General features: G+C 60.7%; 19 protein-coding genes. 13 read left to right on the forward strand and 6 right to left on the reverse strand.

Annotated elements, in window-relative coordinates; all coding sequences use genetic code 11:
* Positions 1 to 37: 37 nt before the first annotated feature.
* The gene (locus RMO18_RS02830) at positions 38 to 568 is read right to left on the reverse strand and encodes a TetR/AcrR family transcriptional regulator (RefSeq protein WP_309663810.1); all 531 of its coding nucleotides are present in this window, start codon (positions 566 to 568) and stop codon (positions 38 to 40) included.
* Positions 569 to 698: 130 nt separating this feature from the next.
* Between RMO18_RS02830 and RMO18_RS02835 the strand changes: the two genes are divergently transcribed.
* Together RMO18_RS02835 and RMO18_RS02840 are read left to right on the forward strand one after the other, a co-directional pair.
* On the forward strand, positions 699 to 1,559 hold the full coding sequence (locus tag RMO18_RS02835; protein ID WP_309663811.1) for an alpha/beta fold hydrolase: 861 nt from the start codon (positions 699 to 701) through the stop codon (positions 1,557 to 1,559).
* Positions 1,560 to 1,585: 26 nt separating this feature from the next.
* Positions 1,586 to 2,953, forward strand: coding sequence for a hypothetical protein (locus tag RMO18_RS02840; RefSeq protein ID WP_309663812.1), 1,368 nt, complete (start codon positions 1,586 to 1,588; stop codon positions 2,951 to 2,953).
* Positions 2,954 to 3,052: 99 nt separating this feature from the next.
* Here RMO18_RS02840 and RMO18_RS02845 read toward each other — a convergent pair whose 3' ends face one another.
* Positions 3,053 to 3,679: an HAD family phosphatase gene (locus RMO18_RS02845; protein ID WP_309663813.1), complete on the reverse strand. Its 627-nt coding sequence runs from the start codon at positions 3,677 to 3,679 to the stop codon at positions 3,053 to 3,055.
* A 34-nt stretch (positions 3,680 to 3,713) separates the two neighbouring features.
* Positions 3,714 to 5,645, reverse strand: a complete 1,932-nt coding sequence (locus RMO18_RS02850; RefSeq protein ID WP_309663814.1) for a bifunctional 2',3'-cyclic-nucleotide 2'-phosphodiesterase/3'-nucleotidase — start codon at positions 5,643 to 5,645, stop codon at positions 3,714 to 3,716.
* Between the two features lie 299 nt (positions 5,646 to 5,944).
* Between RMO18_RS02850 and nudC the strand changes: the two genes are divergently transcribed.
* Together nudC and RMO18_RS02860 are read left to right on the forward strand one after the other, a co-directional pair.
* Positions 5,945 to 6,895, forward strand: coding sequence for an NAD(+) diphosphatase (nudC, locus tag RMO18_RS02855; protein ID WP_309663815.1), 951 nt, complete (start codon positions 5,945 to 5,947; stop codon positions 6,893 to 6,895).
* 69 nt (positions 6,896 to 6,964) lie between these two features.
* Positions 6,965 to 7,450: an SRPBCC family protein gene (locus tag RMO18_RS02860; RefSeq protein ID WP_309663816.1), complete on the forward strand. Its 486-nt coding sequence runs from the start codon at positions 6,965 to 6,967 to the stop codon at positions 7,448 to 7,450.
* Here the strand turns inward: RMO18_RS02860 and RMO18_RS02865 are convergent, their stop codons facing one another.
* Positions 7,451 to 8,284: a prephenate dehydratase gene (locus tag RMO18_RS02865; protein WP_309663817.1), complete on the reverse strand. Its 834-nt coding sequence runs from the start codon at positions 8,282 to 8,284 to the stop codon at positions 7,451 to 7,453. It abuts the gene before it with no gap.
* 137 nt (positions 8,285 to 8,421) lie between these two features.
* Here RMO18_RS02865 and RMO18_RS02870 point away from each other — a divergent pair, with 137 nt between their 5' ends.
* From RMO18_RS02870 to RMO18_RS02895, 6 genes are all read left to right on the forward strand, one after another.
* Complete coding sequence (locus RMO18_RS02870; RefSeq protein ID WP_309663818.1) at positions 8,422 to 8,949, forward strand: cytochrome c family protein; 528 nt, start codon at positions 8,422 to 8,424, stop codon at positions 8,947 to 8,949.
* A gap of 160 nt (positions 8,950 to 9,109) precedes the next feature.
* Complete coding sequence (locus RMO18_RS02875) at positions 9,110 to 11,023, forward strand: extracellular solute-binding protein (protein ID WP_309663819.1); 1,914 nt, start codon at positions 9,110 to 9,112, stop codon at positions 11,021 to 11,023.
* Positions 11,024 to 11,044: 21 nt separating this feature from the next.
* Positions 11,045 to 12,193: an ABC transporter permease subunit gene (locus tag RMO18_RS02880; RefSeq protein WP_309663820.1), complete on the forward strand. Its 1,149-nt coding sequence runs from the start codon at positions 11,045 to 11,047 to the stop codon at positions 12,191 to 12,193.
* 3 nt (positions 12,194 to 12,196) lie between these two features.
* A complete protein-coding gene (locus RMO18_RS02885) occupies positions 12,197 to 13,306 on the forward strand; it encodes an ABC transporter permease (RefSeq protein WP_309663821.1) in 1,110 nt (369 codons plus the stop codon).
* Positions 13,303 to 14,886 carry an ABC transporter ATP-binding protein gene (locus tag RMO18_RS02890; RefSeq protein WP_309663822.1) on the forward strand — a complete coding sequence of 528 codons (1,584 nt, stop codon included), beginning with the start codon at positions 13,303 to 13,305 and terminating at the stop codon, positions 14,884 to 14,886. The genes RMO18_RS02885 and RMO18_RS02890 overlap by 4 nt, the downstream gene beginning before the upstream one ends.
* A 1-nt stretch (position 14,887) precedes the next feature.
* Positions 14,888 to 16,123 carry a glycosyltransferase family 4 protein gene (locus tag RMO18_RS02895; protein WP_309663823.1) on the forward strand — a complete coding sequence of 412 codons (1,236 nt, stop codon included), beginning with the start codon at positions 14,888 to 14,890 and terminating at the stop codon, positions 16,121 to 16,123.
* Here the strand turns inward: RMO18_RS02895 and hemN are convergent.
* Positions 16,120 to 17,475: an oxygen-independent coproporphyrinogen III oxidase gene (gene hemN, locus RMO18_RS02900; protein WP_309663824.1), complete on the reverse strand. Its 1,356-nt coding sequence runs from the start codon at positions 17,473 to 17,475 to the stop codon at positions 16,120 to 16,122. The genes RMO18_RS02895 and hemN overlap by 4 nt on opposite strands.
* 64 nt (positions 17,476 to 17,539) lie before the next feature.
* On the opposite strand from hemN, the gene fnrL reads away from it, so the two are divergent.
* Both fnrL and RMO18_RS02910 read left to right on the forward strand, forming a co-directional pair.
* Positions 17,540 to 18,277 carry a transcriptional regulator FnrL gene (gene fnrL, locus RMO18_RS02905; RefSeq protein WP_309663825.1) on the forward strand — a complete coding sequence of 246 codons (738 nt, stop codon included), beginning with the start codon at positions 17,540 to 17,542 and terminating at the stop codon, positions 18,275 to 18,277.
* 128 nt (positions 18,278 to 18,405) lie between these two features.
* Positions 18,406 to 19,320 carry a PhzF family phenazine biosynthesis protein gene (locus RMO18_RS02910; protein ID WP_309663826.1) on the forward strand — a complete coding sequence of 305 codons (915 nt, stop codon included), beginning with the start codon at positions 18,406 to 18,408 and terminating at the stop codon, positions 19,318 to 19,320.
* Between the two features lie 99 nt (positions 19,321 to 19,419).
* Here RMO18_RS02910 and RMO18_RS02915 read toward each other — a convergent pair whose 3' ends face one another.
* Positions 19,420 to 20,265: a universal stress protein gene (locus RMO18_RS02915; RefSeq protein WP_309663827.1), complete on the reverse strand. Its 846-nt coding sequence runs from the start codon at positions 20,263 to 20,265 to the stop codon at positions 19,420 to 19,422.
* A gap of 211 nt (positions 20,266 to 20,476) precedes the next feature.
* Here RMO18_RS02915 and RMO18_RS02920 point away from each other — a divergent pair.
* The coding region (locus tag RMO18_RS02920; RefSeq protein WP_309663828.1) for a cbb3-type cytochrome c oxidase subunit I at positions 20,477 to 21,353 on the forward strand (877 nt) is incomplete at its 3' end.

Consider the following 21,353-nt stretch of genomic DNA (forward strand, 5'->3'; position numbering starts at 1 on the left):
GCATATAGGCGAAGGGGCGAAGCGGCGCAAGTATGCGTCAGGGATGGCTTGGAAACAGCCGCGCGGGAAGGGATCGCATCACATCCGACTTGCGCCGTGCGCGGGCCAGGGTCCAGCCCCCTTCGACGGTGATGAGCAGGGTTTCGGCGGCCTGCTGGGCTTGTGCATCGGACATGCCAAAGCGGCGCGCGTGGGCTGCTATGCTGTCGATCAGTCTTTGGAACAGCGCCTCGGCATGGGTACGGAACGCCATGTTTTCCGGGCCATCGAACAACAGCGCCGAAATTGGACAAGCGTCGATATGGGCCGAAATGTCGAACAACCGTGCAAGTTTGTAACAGTAATGGGTGGCCCCGGCCCGATAGTCGGGCGCCGGGCCGAACGCGTCGTCGATGATGCGGACCAGACCGGTTGTCGTCCAGTCAGCCGCCGCCATCGCAAGGCCGACCTTGCCGTCAGGGAAGTAGTGATAAAGCGACCCCTTCGGCAGGCCGCTTGCCGAAAGGATTTCTGACAGACCGGTTGCGTGATAGCCATTCTTGCGAAACAGCAGCGCTGCATCGGACACTAGTTTTTCACGCGTTGAACGATCGTCTTGCATGCGCCACCCTATCCAAGCCAGATGCGTCAGGGAAGACTAGACCGATTGGTCTATTTCTGCTATTAGACCAATCGGTCTAGTCTGCGGGAGCATGACGATGAGCGTGATGGAACGGATCGGTCCTGACGGCGAGGTCAGGATAAAGGCGGATGGCGCACTTCTGGTCGGGCGTCTGGTGCTGCCGACGGGGCCATTGCAGGCGGCAGTGGTTCTACACGGTGCAACCGGTGTGCCGGCGGGTTACTACCGGGCGTTTGCAGAATGGATGGCGGCAGAGCGCGGCTGCGCGGTGCTGACCTATGACTACCGGGATTTCGGCAAATCCGCGCTTGGACCGATGTCGAAGGCCAAGGCAAAGATGTCGGAATGGGGTCTGTGCGATCAAGCCGCCGCATTGGAGGCACTGGGTGGCCTCGTGCCGAGGGTGCCGCGCTGGGTGATAGGGCATTCGCTGGGCGGGTTGTGGCTTGGCTTTCACTCCGCCATGCCTGGGGTGAAGCGGGTGATCACTGTGGCCTCGGGTCTGATCCATCCGTCGGACCATCAATTCCTGTTTCGCATGAAAACGCAGTTGTTCTGGCGCGGGCCGGTGCCGTTTGTTTCGCGGCGTCTGGGCTATGCGCCGGGAAGTCGCGTTGGCTTTGGCGCTGACCTGCCGCTGGGAGTGTACGAGGACTGGCGTCGCTGGTCACTGAACCGGGGGTTCCATCTGTCGGATGTTGGCGAAAGCATTGCAATGCCGGACCCCTCGCGTGTGACAGCAGCGATGCGTTTCGTCGCAGTGGAAGACGATGCCTGGATTCCCAAGGTTGCGGTTTGGCGGCTGATGACGCTTTACCCCGAGGCGATGAAGTCTCAGCTGGTGCTGCGGCCTGCCAGCTTTGGCCTGCCGCGGATTGGCCATCTTGGGGCATTTCATCGGTCGAATGCAGTGGTCTGGCCGGCACTTGTGGATTAGCCTGCCCGCAACTGGGGGAGGATCCGATGACCCGCTTAGTCCGTATCGATTGGCCCGACCACGGTGCGCCCGACACACCACCCGCCTTTTCCCTTGCCGAAGCAAACGGCAGGCTTGCGGCGTTGCGCAAGGCCGCCGATGCGCGGGGTTATGACGTCACGGTTGTCTATGGCGACCGGGAACACGCGGCGAACATTCATTGGCTGACCGGATTTGACCCACGATTCGAAGAGGCAGTGCTGGTTGTCACCCCCGGCGATGCGCTGTTGATCGCCGGGAACGAGTGTCTTGCCTACACTGCGATATCGCCTTTGGTTCAGGCGGGCAGTGTGCGGGTCGGTCATTGCTCCAGCTTGTCGCTGCCCTCGCAACCGCGCGGCGGGCGGCGGCTGAAGGAGTGGCTGGCTGACATGCTGGCGCTGGATGAAACGGTCGGGGTGGTCGGCTGGAAGTGGTTTGGCGCAGCCGAGGTGGACGATCCAGCCACCGCTTTGGATGTTCCCGCGTTTCTGGCGGACCCTTTGCGCAAGCTGGCGGCACGGGTGGAAAATGCGACCGATCTGATGATGCACCCCGGCCATGGCCTGCGCGCCCGCGTTGATGCGGCCGAGATCGCGCGCCTGGAATTTGCCAACCACATGGCAGCAGCCGCGCTGAAGCGGATGGTCTTTGCGTTCCGCGAAGGAATGACCGATTTTCAGGCGGTGGAAGCGGCGCGGATTGGCGGCCTGCCACTGGGGTGCCATTCGACCTTTGCAATGGGGGACGCGCCTGGGCTTTGCGGGCCGTCTGGCCGGCACCTGACCCGCGGTGAGCCGATCGGTTTCAACATCTGCCATTGGGGCGCGAACATCTGCCGCGCTGGTTGGGTGGCGCGGTCCGAGGGTGACCTGCCCGTGGCCGCACAGGATTATGTCGAAGCGTTCGTGGAACCCTACGTTACGGCGATGTCGGAATGGTGTTCGATGATGCGCCCCGGCGTGTCAGGCGGCTATATCTGGCGCCACATGATGGCCGCGCTGCCGTTCGAGGTGTTCGCGGTAACGCTGAACCCCGGCCATCTGATCGGTCAGGATGAATGGATGTCCTCGCCGATCTTCGAAGGGTCAACCGAGCCGCTGGCAAGTGGCATGGCGGTGCAGATGGATGTCATTCCCGGGCATCCGGTCTACGGGTCGACGCGGATGGAAGACGGATATGTGATTGCCGACGCGGCATTGCAGGCCGATCTGGCGCAGCGGTTTCCCAATGTCGCAAAACGCTGCCAGTCGCGGGCGCGGTTCATGCGCGACGTGATCGGGATGGACGTTCCCGACTGCCTGCTGCCGTTGGCCGATACCTGCGGCATCATCGCGCCGTTCCTGCTTGATCCGGCGAAGGTTGTGGTCTGCTGACGATCAAGCGCGTTCGAAACCCGGACGGAATGACGCAGGGGCGACCTTAATGCAGACCGCAGTTGCGTGACCCGTTCATGGTGTCGGGGAGGGGCGGCGTCAGATCAGCCCTGCCATGCGTGCCCCGGTCAGCAAGTCTGGGGCCAGATGATGCGCCCAACGCCCCAGGCTTGGCACAACATCCGGCACTTGCACCACGACACACCCGGCGCGATAGGCGGCCTCGGCCCCGGTTTCACTGTCTTCAAACACCAGGCAGCGCGAGGGTGGCAGGCCAAGCAACGAGGCGGCGAGTAGATACGGATCGGGCGCCGGTTTTGGGGCCGTCACGTCATCCAACGTGACCACATGGGCAAACGCACCGGCGATCCCCGCGAGGGCAAGCTTGCGGTGCGCCCCATCCCGGCCCGTCGAGGTTACGATGGCAAGGGGAAGGTTGGAATAGGCCAACAGCTCATGCACGCCTGGCTTAAGGGGCAATCCCGCCTCGACTCCCGCCTCAAATCCCGCCCGCCAATGCTCATTGACCGCGCCAAGATTCACGTCCGGCATAGCCGTCAGTATCAAGCGCGATGCCGTGGGTAGGTCTACTCCCACCAAACCATGCATGAAGTCTGTTCCCACGTCATGCCCATGTGCGGCAAATGCAGCTACGCCGGCGGCTAAGGCTATGCTTTCCGTGTCGACCAAGGTGCCATCGAGATCGAAAAGAAGAGCGTCGTACATGCAAGCCTCCGCAGGATGGCGGGGCTATAGCCGATCACAGATGCAGCCGATAGTGGGTGAAGCCGTCAGGGCGCTGACCGATCAGTTCGGGTCGGTAGCAGGCGATGTCGGAAAGATGCCTCGCCGCGCCAGCACCAACGCCCACTGTGACGGTGGTTCCCGGCATCGGCAAGAAACGCCAGTGGCGCAACTGCTGCGCGCCCACGCTGACGTGAGACCGGATATGGTTTTGCAAGACGCATTGCACCCGCGCGCCATCAGCAAAGGCTACCACAGGCGGCTTGGCCGGCGCCAGGGCAATCGCCCGGCTTGCGCGGTGGCCATTGGTCACCAGAAGCAGGCGTTCGTCGGCGTCCAGCAGACAGCCGTTCCGGCTTAGGCCCACAATGCGCCGGGCATGGGCATTTACCAGATGACCCCGGGCGTCAAATCGGGCTGGTTGGCTCAGGTCGATGGCGAAAGAGACCCCGGATGGCATGTCGAACGAAAAGAACGGGACCAGAGGGTCATGCAGAACCGCGTCGTTGGCACCGGGCATGATCTGATTGAACAAAGACACGGATTGCTCCAGCCAATCCGCAAGATCCGCCCCGGTCAACGCCAGAGTAACCAGCGAGTTCGGGAACAGATACAGGTCTGAAAGGCTGCGCATCCTTAGTAGGCCGGCCGGGATGTCAGTAAAGTTCGTCGGGCCGCCTCGGCCACCGGAACGGAACGGCGCTGCTCCAGCAAGAAGCGGCAGGTCAGCCCACTGAGTGCCGGATATCGCGCGCTGAACATAAGCCAACTTCGCCTCCGCAATCAGCGTCATGGCGGCGTTCGGGACCAGAGTGGCAAAATGCGTGTGAAGCGGCACGCGCGCTTTGCCGATCGGACGCCGAGACCACGCCAACGTCGCGCGATGGTCGGGCGCAATCGCACCCCGAACCAGATTGGACTCAAGGCTTCGCTGGGCACTTGCAGGGGACAGTCTTACACCTTCCGTGCTAACGGACCAACCGCGGCGACCCAGCGGCAACGGCGTCAGCAACAGATCAATGACGCCGATGTGGCTGCCCGAATGGCCTGGCATGACGGCCGGCTTGCCGGACAGAAGTCCACGTACTGGGTCGATGCCCGGGGAAGCCGGGATACCCGGACCCGGAAAGGCCAGATGGCTGTGCCCCGCAATCACTGCGTCGATTTCCGGCAATGCGGCAAGGGCAGCCGCCGCGTTTTCCATGCCATATTCCGCATCCGGCGACCCGATTCCGGAATGCGCCAGCGCCACAATCACATCGACCCCCCGTGCCTTGAGCCGTGGCAACCAGGCACGCGCAGCGGCAAGAATGTCACGGACGCGCACTTTGCCGTTCAGGTGCTCGCGGTCCCAGATCTCGATCTGAGGCGGGGCGAAGCCGATCACGCCAATCCGCAAGCGGCGTGGGCGACCGCGACTGTCGATCACCGTGCGGTTGAGAATTGTATAGGGCGGAACGAAGGTGGTGTCGCGCGCCGGACTTTTGCCAAACCGGGTGACGATGTTTGCCGAAACAAAAGGGAACTGCGCCTTTGCAAGCGCGCCCTGCAGGAAGGGCAGACCGAAGTTGAACTCATGATTGCCCAAAGTCGCTGCGTCATAGCCAAGGGTGTTGAAGGCGGTGATCACCGGATGTGCGCGGCGGCGTCGCTTTGCCGTCGCGACATAGTCTCCCAACGGATTGCCCTGCAGGAAATCACCGTTGTCAAACAACAACGAGTTGGGCGCTTCAGCCCGGGCACTGGCGATCTGATGGGCGATTTGCGACAAACCCTGACCGTTCACCGGCTGGTTAGCGTAGTAGTCGTAGCCCATCAGGCACGCATGCAGATCGCTGGTCGCGATCAGACGCAGGCGGATTTCGGCGTTGACCTTGGGCGCACCCAAAGCAGCATCGGCCCTGGCATCGTCAGAAGGCTGGGCAATCGGACCAAACAGCTCGGCCATCGGTTGGCGCGGGCCCAGTTTGGGACACAAAGCAAGGGTCGCTGGCTTCACGGGTAAAGCAACTTTCAAACAGGCGGGCGACCGTTGCAGGCTTCGCTTGGCCACCTGCACTTCGTCATTCGTGGAACTTTGCGATAACATATCGGACAAGTTGTGACTTGGTTGCGTCAAATTCAAGAATTCGCGTGAGGGTTGCAGTTTCGGCGCGGTTCGATTCACACGTCGGCTATCGATTTGCCAAGTCTGGTCAATGCGTGCGACCAAGACATTGGGTCAAAGCAAGATGGGCGTAAAAAGCGATGCGGATAGCAGAGACCGTAACCTTTGGTGGATCAGGACTGGATCGCGCCGCACATCTGCGCCGCGACACCGCTGCGATCACGGCTGCCATGTCGCGGGCGACGATCCTGCCGCTGTGGCGTGGCAAGCCCCTGATCAACGATGACCGCGCAGGGTGGTTGCCGCCAGGGCATCCGGTGCTTGCTACCGGCGGCCCGGCGATCTTTCTGGGGTTGGACGATGGCATGCCACGTTTTGCCACCGACATTTCCAATTGGTCACCCGAGGCGGGCGCGGAGGCCGTGGAAGGCGGGTTCTTTGATCCGTCCGTCCAAGCTCATCCAGCGCTGAGCACGGATTGGGGATTTGCTGAATTGCGCGGCGTAATGACGCGCCTTTCACCGCGCGACGCAGAACTGGTGGCCACCGCAAAGGCGCTGGTCCAATGGCACCGCAGCCACGGTTTCTGCGCGACTTGCGGCGCGCAGTCAAAGATGTCCGACGCCGGTTGGCAAAGGACATGTCCCGCTTGCGGCACCCAGCATTTTCCACGCACCGATCCTGTGGTGATCATGCTGGTCACGCGGGGCAACTCGGTGCTTCTGGGGCGCAGTCCCGGTTGGCCAGAGGGGATGTATTCGTTGCTTGCAGGCTTTGTCGAACCCGGCGAAACGCTGGAAGCGGCAGTCCGTCGCGAGGTAAAGGAAGAGTCCGGCATCGACTGCGGAGCAGTCGGCTATCTGGCAAGCCAACCCTGGCCTTTTCCCGCATCGCTGATGTTTGGCGCCAGCGCCGAGGCCCTGAGCGACAAGATAGTCGTGGACCCCGCCGAGTTGGAACACGCGCTCTGGGTCAGCCGCGAAGAACTGGTTTCGGTCATGGTTGGGCAGCATCCAACGATCAAGCCGGCCAGAAAAGGGGCGATCGCCCATTTCATTCTGGAGAACTGGCTTGCCGGACGACTGGAATGATCCAAGATGGCAGGACGGAATCCTACGCTGCCCGTTGGGCAGACTCGATTGGTGAATGAGGACTGATCAATGAAGTTGACGGCAAAATGTGATGTTGATGCGCCGCTGGCTTTCGTTTTTCAGACCATTACCGACTTTCCGGCTTGGGAACAGGCTGCAGCGCGGGGGGGCGCCGAAGTCGATCGTATTGCTGGCAAGCCTGCCGCGGGTGTCGGCACTGAATGGAACCTGCGTTTCGTATTTCGAGGCAAAGGCCGGAAAGCGACAGTTCGAGTTATCGGCCTGTTGCAGGATCAAAAGATCGAGTTTGATCTGGATGGAAAATCGCTGGCCGGGCTTTCGGCGATCGAGGTGCAGCCCCTGTCGGCGCGGCGCACGCGGATCAAGATTGGCTTGACAATCAAGCCAAAGACCTTGGCGGCGAGGCTGTTCGTGAACACGCTGAGACTGACGAAGGGCCGTATCACCACAAGGTACGAGATGCGGGTTGGCCAGCTGGGTGCCGAAATTGAAGACCGCTACATGCGCCACCAGTTGGAAGCGAAGAAGGGCTGATCAACCCCTTTCGCGGTCCGCCGGATAGACGCCGAGGATGTTCGATTCCGTGGTGAAGTAGCGCAACTCCTCCAGTGCAAGGGTAACGTTGGCGTCGTCCGGATGGCCTTCGATATCAGCGTAGAATTCAGTCGCGGTGAAAGACCCGCCGACCATGTAGCTTTCCAGCTTGGTCATGTTCACGCCATTGGTGGCAAAGCCGCCCATCGCCTTGTACAGCGCCGCAGGAATGTTGCGGACGCGAAAGGTGAAGGTGGTGATCATCTTGCCTGTGCCACGCCTGGCCCGGTCCGGTTTGCGCGACATCACCAGAAAACGCGTGGTGTTGTTGGCCTGATCTTCGATCTGGCTGGCAATCACATCCAACCCGTAGATCGAGGCCGCAAGTTCGCTGGCCAGCGCAGCCTTGGTCTTGTCACCGCTTTCTGCCACCTCGCGGGCCGCGCGGGCATTGTCGGAACTGACCTTGCCGCGAATGTTGTGGGCACGCAGAAAGCCCGCGCATTGCGGCAGGATCACCACATGGCCGTGCGCTTCGGCAATATCCTCCAGCCGCGCGCCCTTTACGCCCAGCAGGTTGACATGCACTCGCACGAAAGCTTCGTCCACGATGTGCAGCCCGGATTTTGGTAAAAGGGAATGCACATCGGCAACCCGCCCGTAGGTGGAATTCTCGACCGCAAGCATGCCAAGGTCGACCTCGCCGTTGCTGACCTTTTCCACCACATCCTCGAAAGTGGTGCTGGGAACGGCCTCCATATCGGGGCGCGATTGCTGACAGGCCTGGTGCGAATAGGCGCCAAGTTCCCCCTGAAATGCGATACGACCTTGCATGGGCGGGTCTCTCCGTCGGTTTTTCCCCAATCGGGGCGTTTGGTCGCGCGTCTACACCTTGAAACTTACCGGGGGAAGCAGATACATACCGCGCCAATTGAGGCCCGAGGCCAATTGAGATCCGAGGAAGGTGCAACATGCTTGACACGATGACGATGACCAAAGCGGTAGGCGCGGTGTGTGGGTCGCTCCTGGTTTTCATGTTGGGCGGTTGGGCCGCCGAAGGCTTGTATCACACCGGCGGCAGCGAAGGCGGCCACGGTGAAGAAATGGCACAGGCTTACGTGATCGACACCGGCGCTGAAGAGGCCCCGGCAGAAGGTGCAACTGAAGGCCCGGATTTTGCCACGCTGCTGGCATCGGCAGATGCGGGGGCGGGTGAAGCCGTCTTCAAGAAATGCGGATCTTGCCATAAGGTCGACGGATCAAACGGCGTCGGCCCGCACTTGAACGGCGTCGTTGGGCGCAATCACGCTGGGGTCGAAGGTTTCTCTTACTCCGAAGCGAACCTCGCGCTGGCCGCCGAGATCTGGACACCCGAAGCGATCAACGAGTTCATTGAGAACCCGAAGAAATACATGCCCGGAACCAAGATGGCCTTCGCCGGACTGCCAAAGGCGCAGGACCGGGCGAATGTGATCGCCTATCTGACCACGCTTCCGTAAGGCGTTGCAAAACGGTTGATCAGGCCGCCCCATCGGGGCGGCTTTTTCGCATTCAGGCATGCGTTCACGCAAATGCACGGTCAATCGCGGCTTGTTTGCTCGACAAAAGGCGATTTAGCATAAATGTATGCGAGATGGTGTTGCGCGGGGAGGGTGGCGGATGCGGTCAAAGGGGCACGATGCGGTAGCTAAGGCGTGGGGTCCGGGGCGCAGTTTTGTCCACGGGCTTGGCGCGGGGTTCCTGATTCTGGCGCTTGCCGGCTTTGCCGTGGCTGCACGGGCCGAGACGGTGATCACCTCTCATGGCATTTCAACCTTTGGCGATTTGCAACTGCCAGCGGATTTCAAGCATCTCTCTTACGTCAATCCGGATGCCCCCAAGGGCGGCGAACTTAGCCAGTGGGCCCAGGGCACGTTCGACACGATGAATCCGTATTCGGCCAAGGGGCTGGCTGCGGTTGGTTCCAACATCATGCTGGAATCTATCCTGGTAGGCACTGCAGACGAGATCGGAGCCAGCTACTGCCTTCTGTGTACCACAATGGAATACCCTGAGGATCGGTCATGGGTGATCTTCAACCTGCGCCCTGAGGTCACTTTCTCCGACGGCACGCCTCTGACCTCCGAAGACGTCGTATTCTCGTACGAGACTTTCGTTGCCAAGGGTCTGACCGATTTTCGCACAGTCTTTGCCGAGCAAGTTGGCGGGGCCGAGGCGCTGGGGCCTAACCGGGTCAAGTTCACCTTCAAGCCCAATGTGCCATGGCGCGACCTTCCCGCCGAAGTTGGAGGGCTGCCGGTGTTCTCCAAGGCGCATTACCTTGCCAACAAGCTCGACATGGAAGAGACCACGCTGATCCCATACCTCGGCTCTGGCCCTTATGTGCTGGACAAAATGGATGTAGGTCGCAGTGTCGTCTATAAACGCAACCCTGACTATTGGGGCGAAGGGTTGCCGATCAATATCGGCCAGAACAACTTTGACAGCCTCCGCTGGGAGTATTTCGCCGACGGAAACGCCGCGTTTGAGGGGTTCAAGGCCGGTGTCTACCGTTTCCGGACCGAAAACTCGTCAAAAAGCTGGGCTGAAAGCTATGATTTTCCGGCGGTCGCCGATGGCACTGTGATCAAGGCCGAACTGCCATCGGGCGCGAAGGCCAGCGGACAAGGGTTCGTCTTCAACCTGCGCAGGACAAACTGGCAAGTCCCGAAGGTCCGGCAGGCCGTGGCGATGATGTTCAACTTCGAATGGTCAAACCAGACGCTGTTTTACGGTCTCTATGATCGGATCAACTCGGTCTGGGAAAACACCGATATGGCCGCAGTTGGCGTCGTTACGCCCGAAGAGGTGGCGATCTTGCAGCCTCTGGTCGACGAAGGTCTGATCCCCGCTGCCCTGCTGACCGACCCGGCCGTCATGGCCCCCACCAGCGGTGAGCGGCAGTTGGACCGCAAGAACCTGCGCGCCGCCAGTGCCCTTCTCGACGAAGCCGGCTGGCCCGTCGGCGATGATGGAAAACGGCGCAACGACAAGGGCCAATTGCTGACCCTCGAAGTGCTGAATGCCAATCCGCAGTTTGACCGGGTGATCACGCCGTTCGTTGAAAACTTGATCGCCCTTGGTGTCGATGCCAAACTGACCAACATCGATCCAGCGCAGTTCGAGTTGCGCACCCGCGATCCAGCGTACGATTTCGACATGATTACTGACGCGGCCGCCAGCGCCTATTTCTCGGGCTCCGAGCTGAAGCAGTATTATGGTTCTGCCACCGCGGATGTGTCGGTGTTCAACAAGGCGGGGCTGAAAAGCAAAGCCGTGGACAAGTTGATTGAAGTGGTGATGGCCGCCAAGACCAAGGCTGAACTGACCGTGGCCACCAAGGCCTTGGACCGGGCGCTTCGGGCGGAAGGCTTCTGGATCCCGCAGTGGTACAAATCCACCAACTGGGTGGCCTATTACAACATGTACGAACATCCCGAGACGTTGGCGCCGTACAGCGTTGGCCAGACCACGACTTGGTGGTACAACGCCGAAAAGGCCGAGGCGCTAAAGGCGGCGGGCGTCTTGCAATAACAACAAGAACGGGCAGAAAACTTGGGCGCCTATATCTTTCGGCGGTTGCTGTTGGTAATCCCCACGCTGTTTGGCGTGATGGTGATCAACTTCGCGCTGACCCAATTCGTGCCCGGTGGGCCGATCGACCAAATTCAAGCCCGTCTCGAAGGCGGTGGCGATGCAATCGAGGCCATTGGTGGTACAGCTGACGCCACAATTGAAGAAAGTGACGGCGAAAGCGGTTATGTCGGCGCGCGCGGGCTGCCGCCGGAGTTTCTGGCCAAACTGGAAGTCCAGTTTGGCTTTGCCCGCATCGTCTGTGCCGATGGCTATACCGGCGAGCCGACGATCAAATCACCTGACTGCAAGAAAGAGGCGATCCCTGCGATGGAGCGGTTCTTCATCATGATGGGGAATTACCTGACTTTCGACTTTGGCGAGAGCTATTTCCGCTCAATCTCGGTCGTCGACCTGATCCTGGAGAAGATGCCGGTGTCGATCACGCTGGGCCTGTGGTCGACGGTCATCGCCTATCTGGTGTCGATCCCGCTTGGCATCCGCAAGGCCGTGCAGGACGGATCGAAGTTCGACACTTGGACCAGCGGTTTCATCATCGCGGCCTACGCGATTCCGGGATTTCTGTTCGCCATCTTGCTGATGGTTGTGTTTGCCGGGGGGTCGTTTTTCCAGTGGTTCCCGTTGCGTGGCCTGACCAGCGAGGGGTGGGAGGATTTCTCGCTGTTCCATAAGGTCACCGATTACCTCTGGCACATTGTCCTGCCGGTGACGGCGCAGTTGATTGCGTCCTTTGCGACACTGACGCTGCTGACCAAGAACAGCTTTCTGGACGAGATCAAGAAGCAATACGTGATGACCGCCCGTGCCAAGGGCCTGCCGGAAAGCCGGGTTCTGTATGGCCATGTGTTCCGCAACGCGATGCTGATCGTGATAGCCGGGTTTCCGGGCCTGTTCCTCGGGGTGTTCTTTGGTTCAAGCCTGATCATCGAGATGATCTTCTCGCTCGATGGCCTGGGGCAGCTTGCATACCGGTCCGCGGTGGAGCGGGATTACCCGATCATCTTCGGAACACTGTTCGCATTTGGCTTGATCGGGCTGATCGTCGGCATCTTGTCGGACATGATGTATGTGCTGGTCGATCCGCGCATCGATTTCGACCGGCGGGGTTAAGACATGGCGCTTTCCCCCTTGAACCAGCGACGTTGGCGGAACTTCCGATCAAACCGGCGCGCCTACTGGTCGCTGATGATCTTTCTGGTGCTTTACTCAGTCTCGCTCTGTGCCGAACTGGTTGCCAATGACAAGCCGATCCTGGTCAAGCACAACGGCGGCTATTATGTTCCGATTGCCAGGTTCTATCCGGAAAAGGCTTTTGGCGGCGATCTCCGGACCGAGGCGAAATACTCTACCGTCGAGGTGCAATGCCTGATCGTCGCGGCCGGATCGCTGGATTGCTGGGATGACCCGGAAGGGGTTCTCGCCGAAGCCACCGCCAACGGAACGGTGTTGGGACAGCCGGTCAAGGCGGGCTGGATGCTGTGGCCACCGATCCGCTACAAGTACAACTCGATTGTGGACACCGGAGGCGTGGCACCTGGGCCGCCCTCGGCGCAGAACCTTCTTGGGACGGACGACACCTCCCGAGATGTGCTGGCAAGGGTGATTTATGGCTTCCGCCTGTCGATCACCTTTGCGCTGATCGTCACGGCGCTGACCTCGATCATCGGCATCACGGCCGGGGCCGTTCAGGGTTACTTCGGCGGGCTGACCGACCTGATCTTCCAGCGGATCATCGAGCTTTGGTCGTCGATCCCGACGCTTTACGTGATCATCATCGTGACGGCGGTCTGGTCGAAAAGCTTCTGGCTGATGGTCAGCCTGATGGTGATTTTCGGTTGGACTGGCCTTGTCGGGTTGGTCAGGGCTGAGTTCCTGCGGGCCCGGAACTTTGAATATGTACGGGCGGCACGGGCATTGGGCGTGACGGATGGTCAGATCATGTTTCGCCATGTGTTGCCCAACGCGATGGTGGCGACGCTGACGATGCTGCCCTTCATCATCACTGGCACCATTGGCGCATTGGCGACGCTGGACTATCTGGGCTTCGGCCTGCCGTCCAGTTCGCCTTCGTTGGGCCAGCTGTCGCGGCAGGCGCAGCAGAACCTGCAGGCGCCCTGGCTCGGCTTTACCGCATTTTTCACCTTTGCCATCATGCTCAGCCTGCTGGTCTTCATCTTCGAAGGCGTGCGCGATGCCTTCGATCCCAGAAAGACGTTTAGATGAGCGTGCTTGACGTAAGTGGTCTGTCGGTCACGTTCCGGCAGGATGGTCGGGTGATCGAGGCGGTCAAATCGGTTTCGTTCAGTGTTGCCAAGGGCGAGACGGTGGCTTTGGTCGGCGAAAGCGGGTCGGGAAAATCGGTCACCGCCCTGTCTGCCGTCGGGCTGTTGCCGGACAGCGCCAGTGTGACCGGCTCCATCACCTACAACGGCGCGCAGATGGTTGGCGCGTCAGATCGCGTGTTGCGGGGGGTGCGCGGCAACGACATCAGCTTCATCTTTCAAGAGCCGATGACCAGCCTGAACCCGCTGCACACCATCGAAAAACAGATGTCGGAAAGTCTTGCCTTGCATCAGGGCCTGGATGGCGCGGCAGCCCGGGCGCGGGTGATTGAACTGATGGGTAAGGTCGGCATCCGCGATGCTGAAAGCCGCCTTGGCGCCTATCCGCATCAGCTGTCTGGCGGGCAGCGGCAGCGCGTGATGATCGCGATGGCGCTGGCGAACGGGCCGGAACTTCTGGTGGCGGATGAGCCGACGACGGCGCTGGACGTGACCATTCAGGCGCAGATCCTGGACCTGCTGGCGGACCTCAAGCGGTCCGAGGGGTTGAGCCTCTTGTTCATCACCCACGACCTTGGCATCGTGCGACGTATCGCTGATCGGGTCTGCGTGATGCAAGGCGGCGAAATTGTGGAGCAGGGGCCCACCGCCGAGATATTTGCCAATCCACAGCACCCCTACACGCAGAAACTGCTGTCTGCAGAACAAGTTGGCGGGCCAAGCCCGGTGCCCGAAGGCGCCGCAGAAGTGGCAAGGACCGACAATCTGCGCATCTGGTTTCCGATCCAGAAAGGTCTGCTGCGCAAGACCGTGGGCCATGTGAAGGCAGTGAATGACGCAACGCTCAGCGTGCGTGCTGGCGAAACCCTTGGGATTGTCGGAGAGAGCGGTTCTGGCAAGACGACGCTGGCGCTGGCCATCCTGCGGTTGATCCCTTCAACCGGACCGGTTGTCTTTCTGGGTCAGGACCTGCGTGAGAAATCGGGTGCGGTGATGCGGGCGCTCCGGCGTGAGATGCAGGTGGTGTTTCAGGATCCGTTCGGCAGCCTGTCGCCCCGGATGACAGCAGAGCAGATCATCGCGGAAGGGTTGGGCGTCCACGGTCTGGAACCGGGCCGCAACCGGACGGAAATGGTGGCAGAGATCATGGCCGAAGTCGGCCTGGACCCTGCAGCGATGACACGCTATCCGCATGAATTTTCAGGCGGCCAACGTCAGCGTATTGCGATTGCGCGGGCGATGATCCTGCGACCCAAGCTGGTGGTGCTGGACGAACCGACCAGCGCCCTCGACATGACCGTGCAGGTTCAGATTGTCGGCCTGTTGCGTGACCTGCAGCGCAAATGGGGCCTTGCCTACATCTTCATCAGCCATGACCTGCGGGTGATCCGCGCGATGGCCCACAAGGTGATGGTGATGCAGGCGGGCGATGTGGTGGAAGCCGGCGATTGTGCGGCTGTGTTTACCAACCCTCAATCCGACTATACCAAGGCTTTGATGGCGGCAGCATTCGGGCCTTGATGTGAAACTGCTTTTTGTCCACCAGAACTTTCCCGGCCAGTTTCTTTATCTGGCACCGGAGATGCAGCGGCGCGGGCATGATTGCCGCGTCCTGACCGACGCCAAAAACCAGAACCCATCTGACATCCCGGTGTTGAAATACTCCTTTTCGCCGAAGGAGGTGGACCCTGCCGCCACCCGACTGGGCCGCAACTACACCGCGATGAGCGACCGTGGCGTTGTGATTGCCCGTGCTGCGCGCAAGTTGCGCGACGAGCAGGGGTATGTTCCCGACGTGATCTTTGGCCATTCCGGTTGGGGCGAGACCCTGTTCCTCAAGGAGGTTTGGCCCGAAGCAAAGCTGCTGGTTTATGCAGAGTTCTATTATCACGGCGTTGGTGGCGACGTGGGCTTTGACCTTGAGTTCAGCGTTCCCAGTTTTGATCAGGTGATGATCGCGCAGGGGCGGGCGGCCTATCTTGCGCAGGCCCTTCTGCACGCTGACCGTGGCCTGTCGCCAACCGAATGGCAGGCCAGCCGTCATCCGCCCAAATTGCGCGAAATGATCGATGTGATCTTCGATGGTGTTGATTGTGACCGTCTGGCGCCAAACCCGTTGGCGCAGTTCACTTTGCCAAACGGCAGCGTTCTGAAGGTGGGCGATGAGGTGCTGACATTCGTCAACCGCAACTTGGAACCCTACCGTGGCTTTCATGTGTTCATGCGGGCCCTGCCTGCGGTGCTTGCTGCGCGGCCAGAGGCGCAGGTGGTGATCGTTGGCGGCAACGAGGTCAGTTACGGTTTCATGCCGAAAGAGGGCGGAAACTGGAAGGACAAGTTGCTTGCCGAAGTCGGTGACAAACTTGACTTAGATCGCGTCCATTTTGTCGGAAAGCTGCCCTACGACCAGTTTGTTGACCTGATGCATGTCGGTCGCGCGCATGCCTATCTGACTTACCCCTTCGTGCTCAGCTGGTCGATGGTCGAGGCTATGGCGTGCGGGGCACTGGTGGTTGGGTCAAGGACCGCGCCGGTGCAAGAGGTGATCCGCGACGGCGTCAACGGCAGATTGGTGGAGTTTTTCGATGTAGAAAGTTGGTCCAAAGCCTTGATCGAGGTTTTGGCAGAGCCCGAGCGTTTCACCCTGTTGCGCAGCGAAGCTATTGAAACAGCTAGAAGGTCCTATGATCTGCGGACCATCTGCTTGCCCAAGCAGATATCACTTTTGACAAGTTTGGAAAGCGGCCAACTCGGCTAGACTGCGCCAGAATGCTGCGCATGAGAATGGTCATAGCTGTCGAAGGCGCGGGCAATCATCCGCGTCAATGGCTTTGCATGATCGGGAATACAAAAGCCTTCCGACGTGACGCTGACCATGTCACCGAACTGCACAGCCGCCGCTTCAAACAAGCCGACAATCTGGTCTGGCGTTGCAGCAAAGTCCTTCGCCAGTTCGGCGCTCGACACGCTGAAGTCGCACATCAATGCTTCGATGATCCGGGCGCGCAGCTTGTCTTCACCGGCATATCTGTGGCCACGATGCGTGGCAAAGCCGCCCGCCCGGATTGCCCGCGTGTAATCAGCCGTACCCGATGCGTTTTGCGCATAGCCTTGCGGAAAGCGCGAAATGGACGAGGCCCCAAGCCCGATGAGCACGGGCGAAGTGTCTTCAGTGTAGCCTTGGAAATTGCGCCGCAGAGTACCCGCCTTCGCGGCTTTGGCCATGCCATCGGACGGTCGCGCAAAGTGATCGATGCCAATTTCATCATACCCGTCCCACTGGAACAAATCGCGCGCAACCTCATAAAGCGACAGCCGTTCTTCGGGGGTTGGCAGTGCGTCTGACGGGATCATTTGCTGTCGGCGGCTCATCCACGGCACATGCGCATAGCCATAAAGCGCAACCCGGTCCGGCGCCAGCGTCAGCAATTTCTGGACCGAATCTGCGATGCGTGGGGCCGTCTGGTGTGGAAGGCCATAAAGGATGTCGGCGTTCAGGCTGCGCACACCGCGCGCGCGGATGCGTTCAGCGATGTCGCGGGTTAGCTCATACCCCTGTTCGCGGCCGATGGTCTTCTGGATCTCTGGGTCGAAATCCTGCACCCCGATCGAGGCACGGTTCATGCCAGATGCAGTCAGCGCATCGAGACGGGCGTCATCTACTTCGTTGGGGTCAATTTCGACCGAAAACTCGCTGTTCGGACCAAGCGGGACCACCGCAAAGATAGCTTTCGCCAGATCGCCGATCAACTGGGCAGGGATCATTGTCGGAGTGCCACCACCCCAATGCAGACGGCTCAGGGTAACACCTGCGGGAAGGATGGCCCTCAGCAACGCGAGTTCGGCTTTCAATGTGGCGACATAGGCAACTACCGGATCGTCCGATGAAGAGCCTTGCGTCCGGCAGGCACAGAACCAGCAAAGCCTGCGACAGAACGGTACATGAAGATAAAGCGAGATCGCGGAGCTTTCCGGGATTGCCCGGACCCATGATGCGAAATCCGTCGCTCCCACAGTGGAACTGAAGTGCGGAGCCGTTGGGTAAGACGTATAACGCGGGACGCGCGCGTCAAACAGACCGAGGCGGGCGAGTTGCGAGTTTTTCGACATGCGCCTACACTAGGGTAGCCGAGCCGCAAGTCTCTTTGACGCAGATCAAGTGGAAACAAAATCGATGCAAGGTCTCCTGGCGCACCAGCAATGCAGCGACTGCCCGATCCGCCACCGCGCCGTTTGCGCGCGCTGTGAGACCGACGAATTGGCACAGATGGAACAGATCAAATATTATCGCAGCTATCAGGCGGGGCAGACGATCATCTGGTCGGGCGATCGGATGGAGTTCGTGGGCTCCGTGGTAACCGGGATCGCGACGCTGGCTCAGACGATGGAAGACGGGCGGCGGCAGATGGTTGGGTTGTTGTTGCCGTCGGACTTTGTTGGACGGCCGGGGCGCGACACTGCGGCTTTTGACGTGACAGCGACGACCGATGTGATGATGTGCTGTTTTCGCAAGAAGCCGTTCGAGGCGATGATGGCCGCCACCCCGCACATCGCGCAGCGGTTGCTGGAAATGACGCTGGACGAGCTGGATGCCGCGCGGGAATGGATGCTGCTCCTTGGTCGCAAGACGGCGCGGGAAAAGATCGCGTCGCTGATTGCCATCATTGCCCGGCGCGAGGCGGCGCTGCAGGTGCGGCGAGCGAAGGGGATGCTAACGGTGGACCTGCCGCTGACGCGAGAGGAAATGGCGGACTATCTTGGGTTGACTCTTGAGACGGTGAGCCGGCAGATATCGGCGCTGAAGAAGGATGGGGTCATCATTGTCGAGGGCAACCGGCATGTGAGCATCCCAGATCTGGACCGCCTGCTTGAAGAGGCGGGTGATGACAACGACGGGGGGATGCTGGTTTAGCCGATGTCCACGCGTGGACAACTGAAATCATCCGGCTAAACCATTGATTTATAACAAACGGCTTTGCCAAATTTAACTTCCTGTTAACTTTTCCCGCAGCGCCCCTTGCACCGTATTGGACCCCTTTCATGCTTACTTTCCACACCTGCGATGTCTTTACCGACCAGCCTTTTGCCGGCAATCCCCTGGCCATTGTCCTTGGTGCGGATGACCTGACGCCCGCCCGGATGCAGATCCTTGCGCGCGAGTTCAATCTGTCAGAGACCATCTTCGTGCAGCGCCCGGTGAACCCCGCCCACACCGCCCGCGTACGCATTTTCTTTCCCACTGCCGAGATCCCGTTTGCCGGGCATCCGACAATCGGCTGCGCGATCCATCTGGCCGAGGCGATGGCCGGTCCGGGCGATTTCCTGCGCCAGATCGTGCTGGAGGAGGAGGCGGGTCTGGTGCCGGTGACCGTGCGGCGCGAAAACGGCGTCTCGCTTGCGGAACTGGTTGCGCCGGTTATCCCGCATGGCGTGACCGGAGCGCCTGATAGCGAACTGGCGCTGAACCGCGAGCGGTTGGCCGCTGCGGTTGGCCTGAAACCGGGTGACATCGGCTTTGGCCTGCATCGCCCCGGCCTGTGGCAGGGGGGGCCGCGATTTCTGTATGTCCCGGTGGCCGACAAGGATGCCCTGGCGCGCGCGCGTCCACAGCAGCCGGTCTGGTCTGAAATCATGCACGGCGGCGGGGTCGACTGCGCCTATCTGTATACCCCCGGCACAGGCTGCGATTATCAGGCGCGGATGTTTTCGCCGACGGCGGGGATCCCGGAAGACCCCGCCACCGGATCGGCAAGCGCCATTCTGGCGGCGCAACTGCGAGCCGCAGGTGCGCTTGGTCCGGATGAGACCAGGCTGACGTTGTTTCAAGGCGTCGAGATGGGACGCCCAAGCCGGATCGGCCTGACGATCCGACGCGCAAACGGTGCGCTTCAAGAAGTGCGCATCAGCGGTGGCGCGGTGCCGATTTCAACCGGGAAAATCCGACCTCCGGCCTGAGGGGGCGGCCATTGCCGCCCTCCGTGGCAACGCCGTCCGAGGGGCTCGATGCCCCGAAGGACGGCGCTCTTTTTCAGGATCAATGCGCCAGAAACACCATCAATGCGCCAGAAACACTGGCACCTCGGCATTCTCAAGCATATCGCGGGTGGCGCCGCCGAGGATGGCTTCGCGGAGCCGCGAGTGGCCATAGGCGCCCATCACCAGAAGATCGGCATTCGCGTCGCGCAGGTGGCGGGCAAGAACGTCTGAGACGCGGGGCAGCGTGCGCGCCAGCACTGTCACTTCGGCCCGCACCCCGTGGCGCACCAGCATCTGGCAGATCAGCCCGCCCGGATCCGACCGTTCGGGCCCATGCGTTGGCGGGTCGATCACCACGATGGATACCTGATCCGCACGCTTGAGAAACGGCAGCGCGGCACGGGCTGCAACCAGTGCCTCGCGGCTCTGGTTCCACGCTACGACAATCCGGCGCGGTTCGGCACTGGCCATCCCTTTGTCGGGCACCACAAGCACCGGGGCCATCCCGGCAAACAGCGCAGCTTCGATCACCGCTTCGTCGTCCACCCCGCGACCCTTGCCATAAGGCTGTTGCAGCACCACCAGATCGGCATAGCGCGCCCGCGTGGCCACGATATCGGTTAGCGTGCCCAATTGGCAGACGGCGGTTTCCACTGCCGTTCTGACGCCGGGGGACTGCTGTGCAAGCGCTGCGTTCACCGCCTTTTCGGTGGCGCGCGCATCCTCTTCGGCGCGGTCCATCGCGGTGGCGATGATCACGGCGCCCGACCCTACGTAGGCATAGCCAACCTGCGTGTGGTCAACACCCAACGCCAGAAGATCAAGATGCGCATCTGCCATCAACGCAATCTGGCAAGCGGCGGCAATCGGGGCGGTCAGCCCGGTTGGCGAGGTGGCGACGGTCAGCAGGGATTTGTAAGCCATGGCGACACTCCTTTGAGCAACTTCCCGGTCATCCTAGGGCGTGGCGCGGCCCTGCACGTTGATTGAAGTCAACTTGGTCGCACACTTGTGTTGATACAGATCAAGGCGGCGATCCTTGCCGCGCTGCAGAAGTTGGTCAGTCGACACGCCCAGCCGGGTCTCGAATTGTATCGGGGTGCGAGCGGGGGAGGACCAGACGAAGGGACGCACAATGTGGGATTATCTGAAACTGGTGGGGTTGGGTCTGGTGGCCGTGATGGCAGCCATAGCCGCCAACTACGCCCATGACCTTGCTTATATGGTGAATGCGATCACGGTGATGCTTGCCGCCGGTATCGCGTTTCTGTGGGTGCTGCGGACAGCGGGCGATCCGCGCCCCGATGTCAGCCACGAATACTTTGACAGCGTGATCCGGGCGGGGGCGATTGCCACGGCGTTCTGGGGCATAGTCGGCTTTCTGGTGGGGGTGGTCATCGCCAGCCAGTTGGCCTTTCCGCAGCTGAACTTCGAATTTCTGCAAGGGTATGGCAATTTTGGCCGGTTAAGGCCGTTGCATACCAGCGCTGTGATCTTTGCCTTTGGTGGCAACGCGCTGATCATGTCCAGTTTCTACATCGTCCAGCGCACCTCTGCCGCGCGGTTGTTCGGCGGCAGTCTGGGGTGGTTCGTGTTCTGGGGCTGGCAGCTGGTGATCGTTCTAGCGGCCACCGGCTATGTGCTGGGGGCCACACAGGGCAAGGAATACGCCGAGCCGGTCTGGTACGTCGATATCCTGATCACGCTGGTCTGGGTGGCGTTCCTGATCACTTTCATGGGCACGCTGTTTCGCCGCAAAGAGCCCCACATCTACGTGGCGAACTGGTTCCTCTTGTCGATGATCCTGACGGTGGCGATGCTGCATCTGGTGAACAACGCCGCGATCCCGGTGTCGATTTTCGGATCGGCGCAGGTGCAGGTCTATTCCGGCGTGCAGGATGCGATGGTGCAGTGGTGGTACGGCCACAACGCGGTGGGCTTCTTCCTGACGGCGGGTTTCCTCGGCATGATGTACTACTTCGTGCCCAAGCAGGCCGAGCGTCCGGTCTACA

Origin of the sequence: Tabrizicola sp., assembly GCF_031377265.1 — a bacterium.
In the GTDB taxonomy this organism is placed as follows: Bacteria; Pseudomonadota; Alphaproteobacteria; order Rhodobacterales; family Rhodobacteraceae; genus JAUYQR01.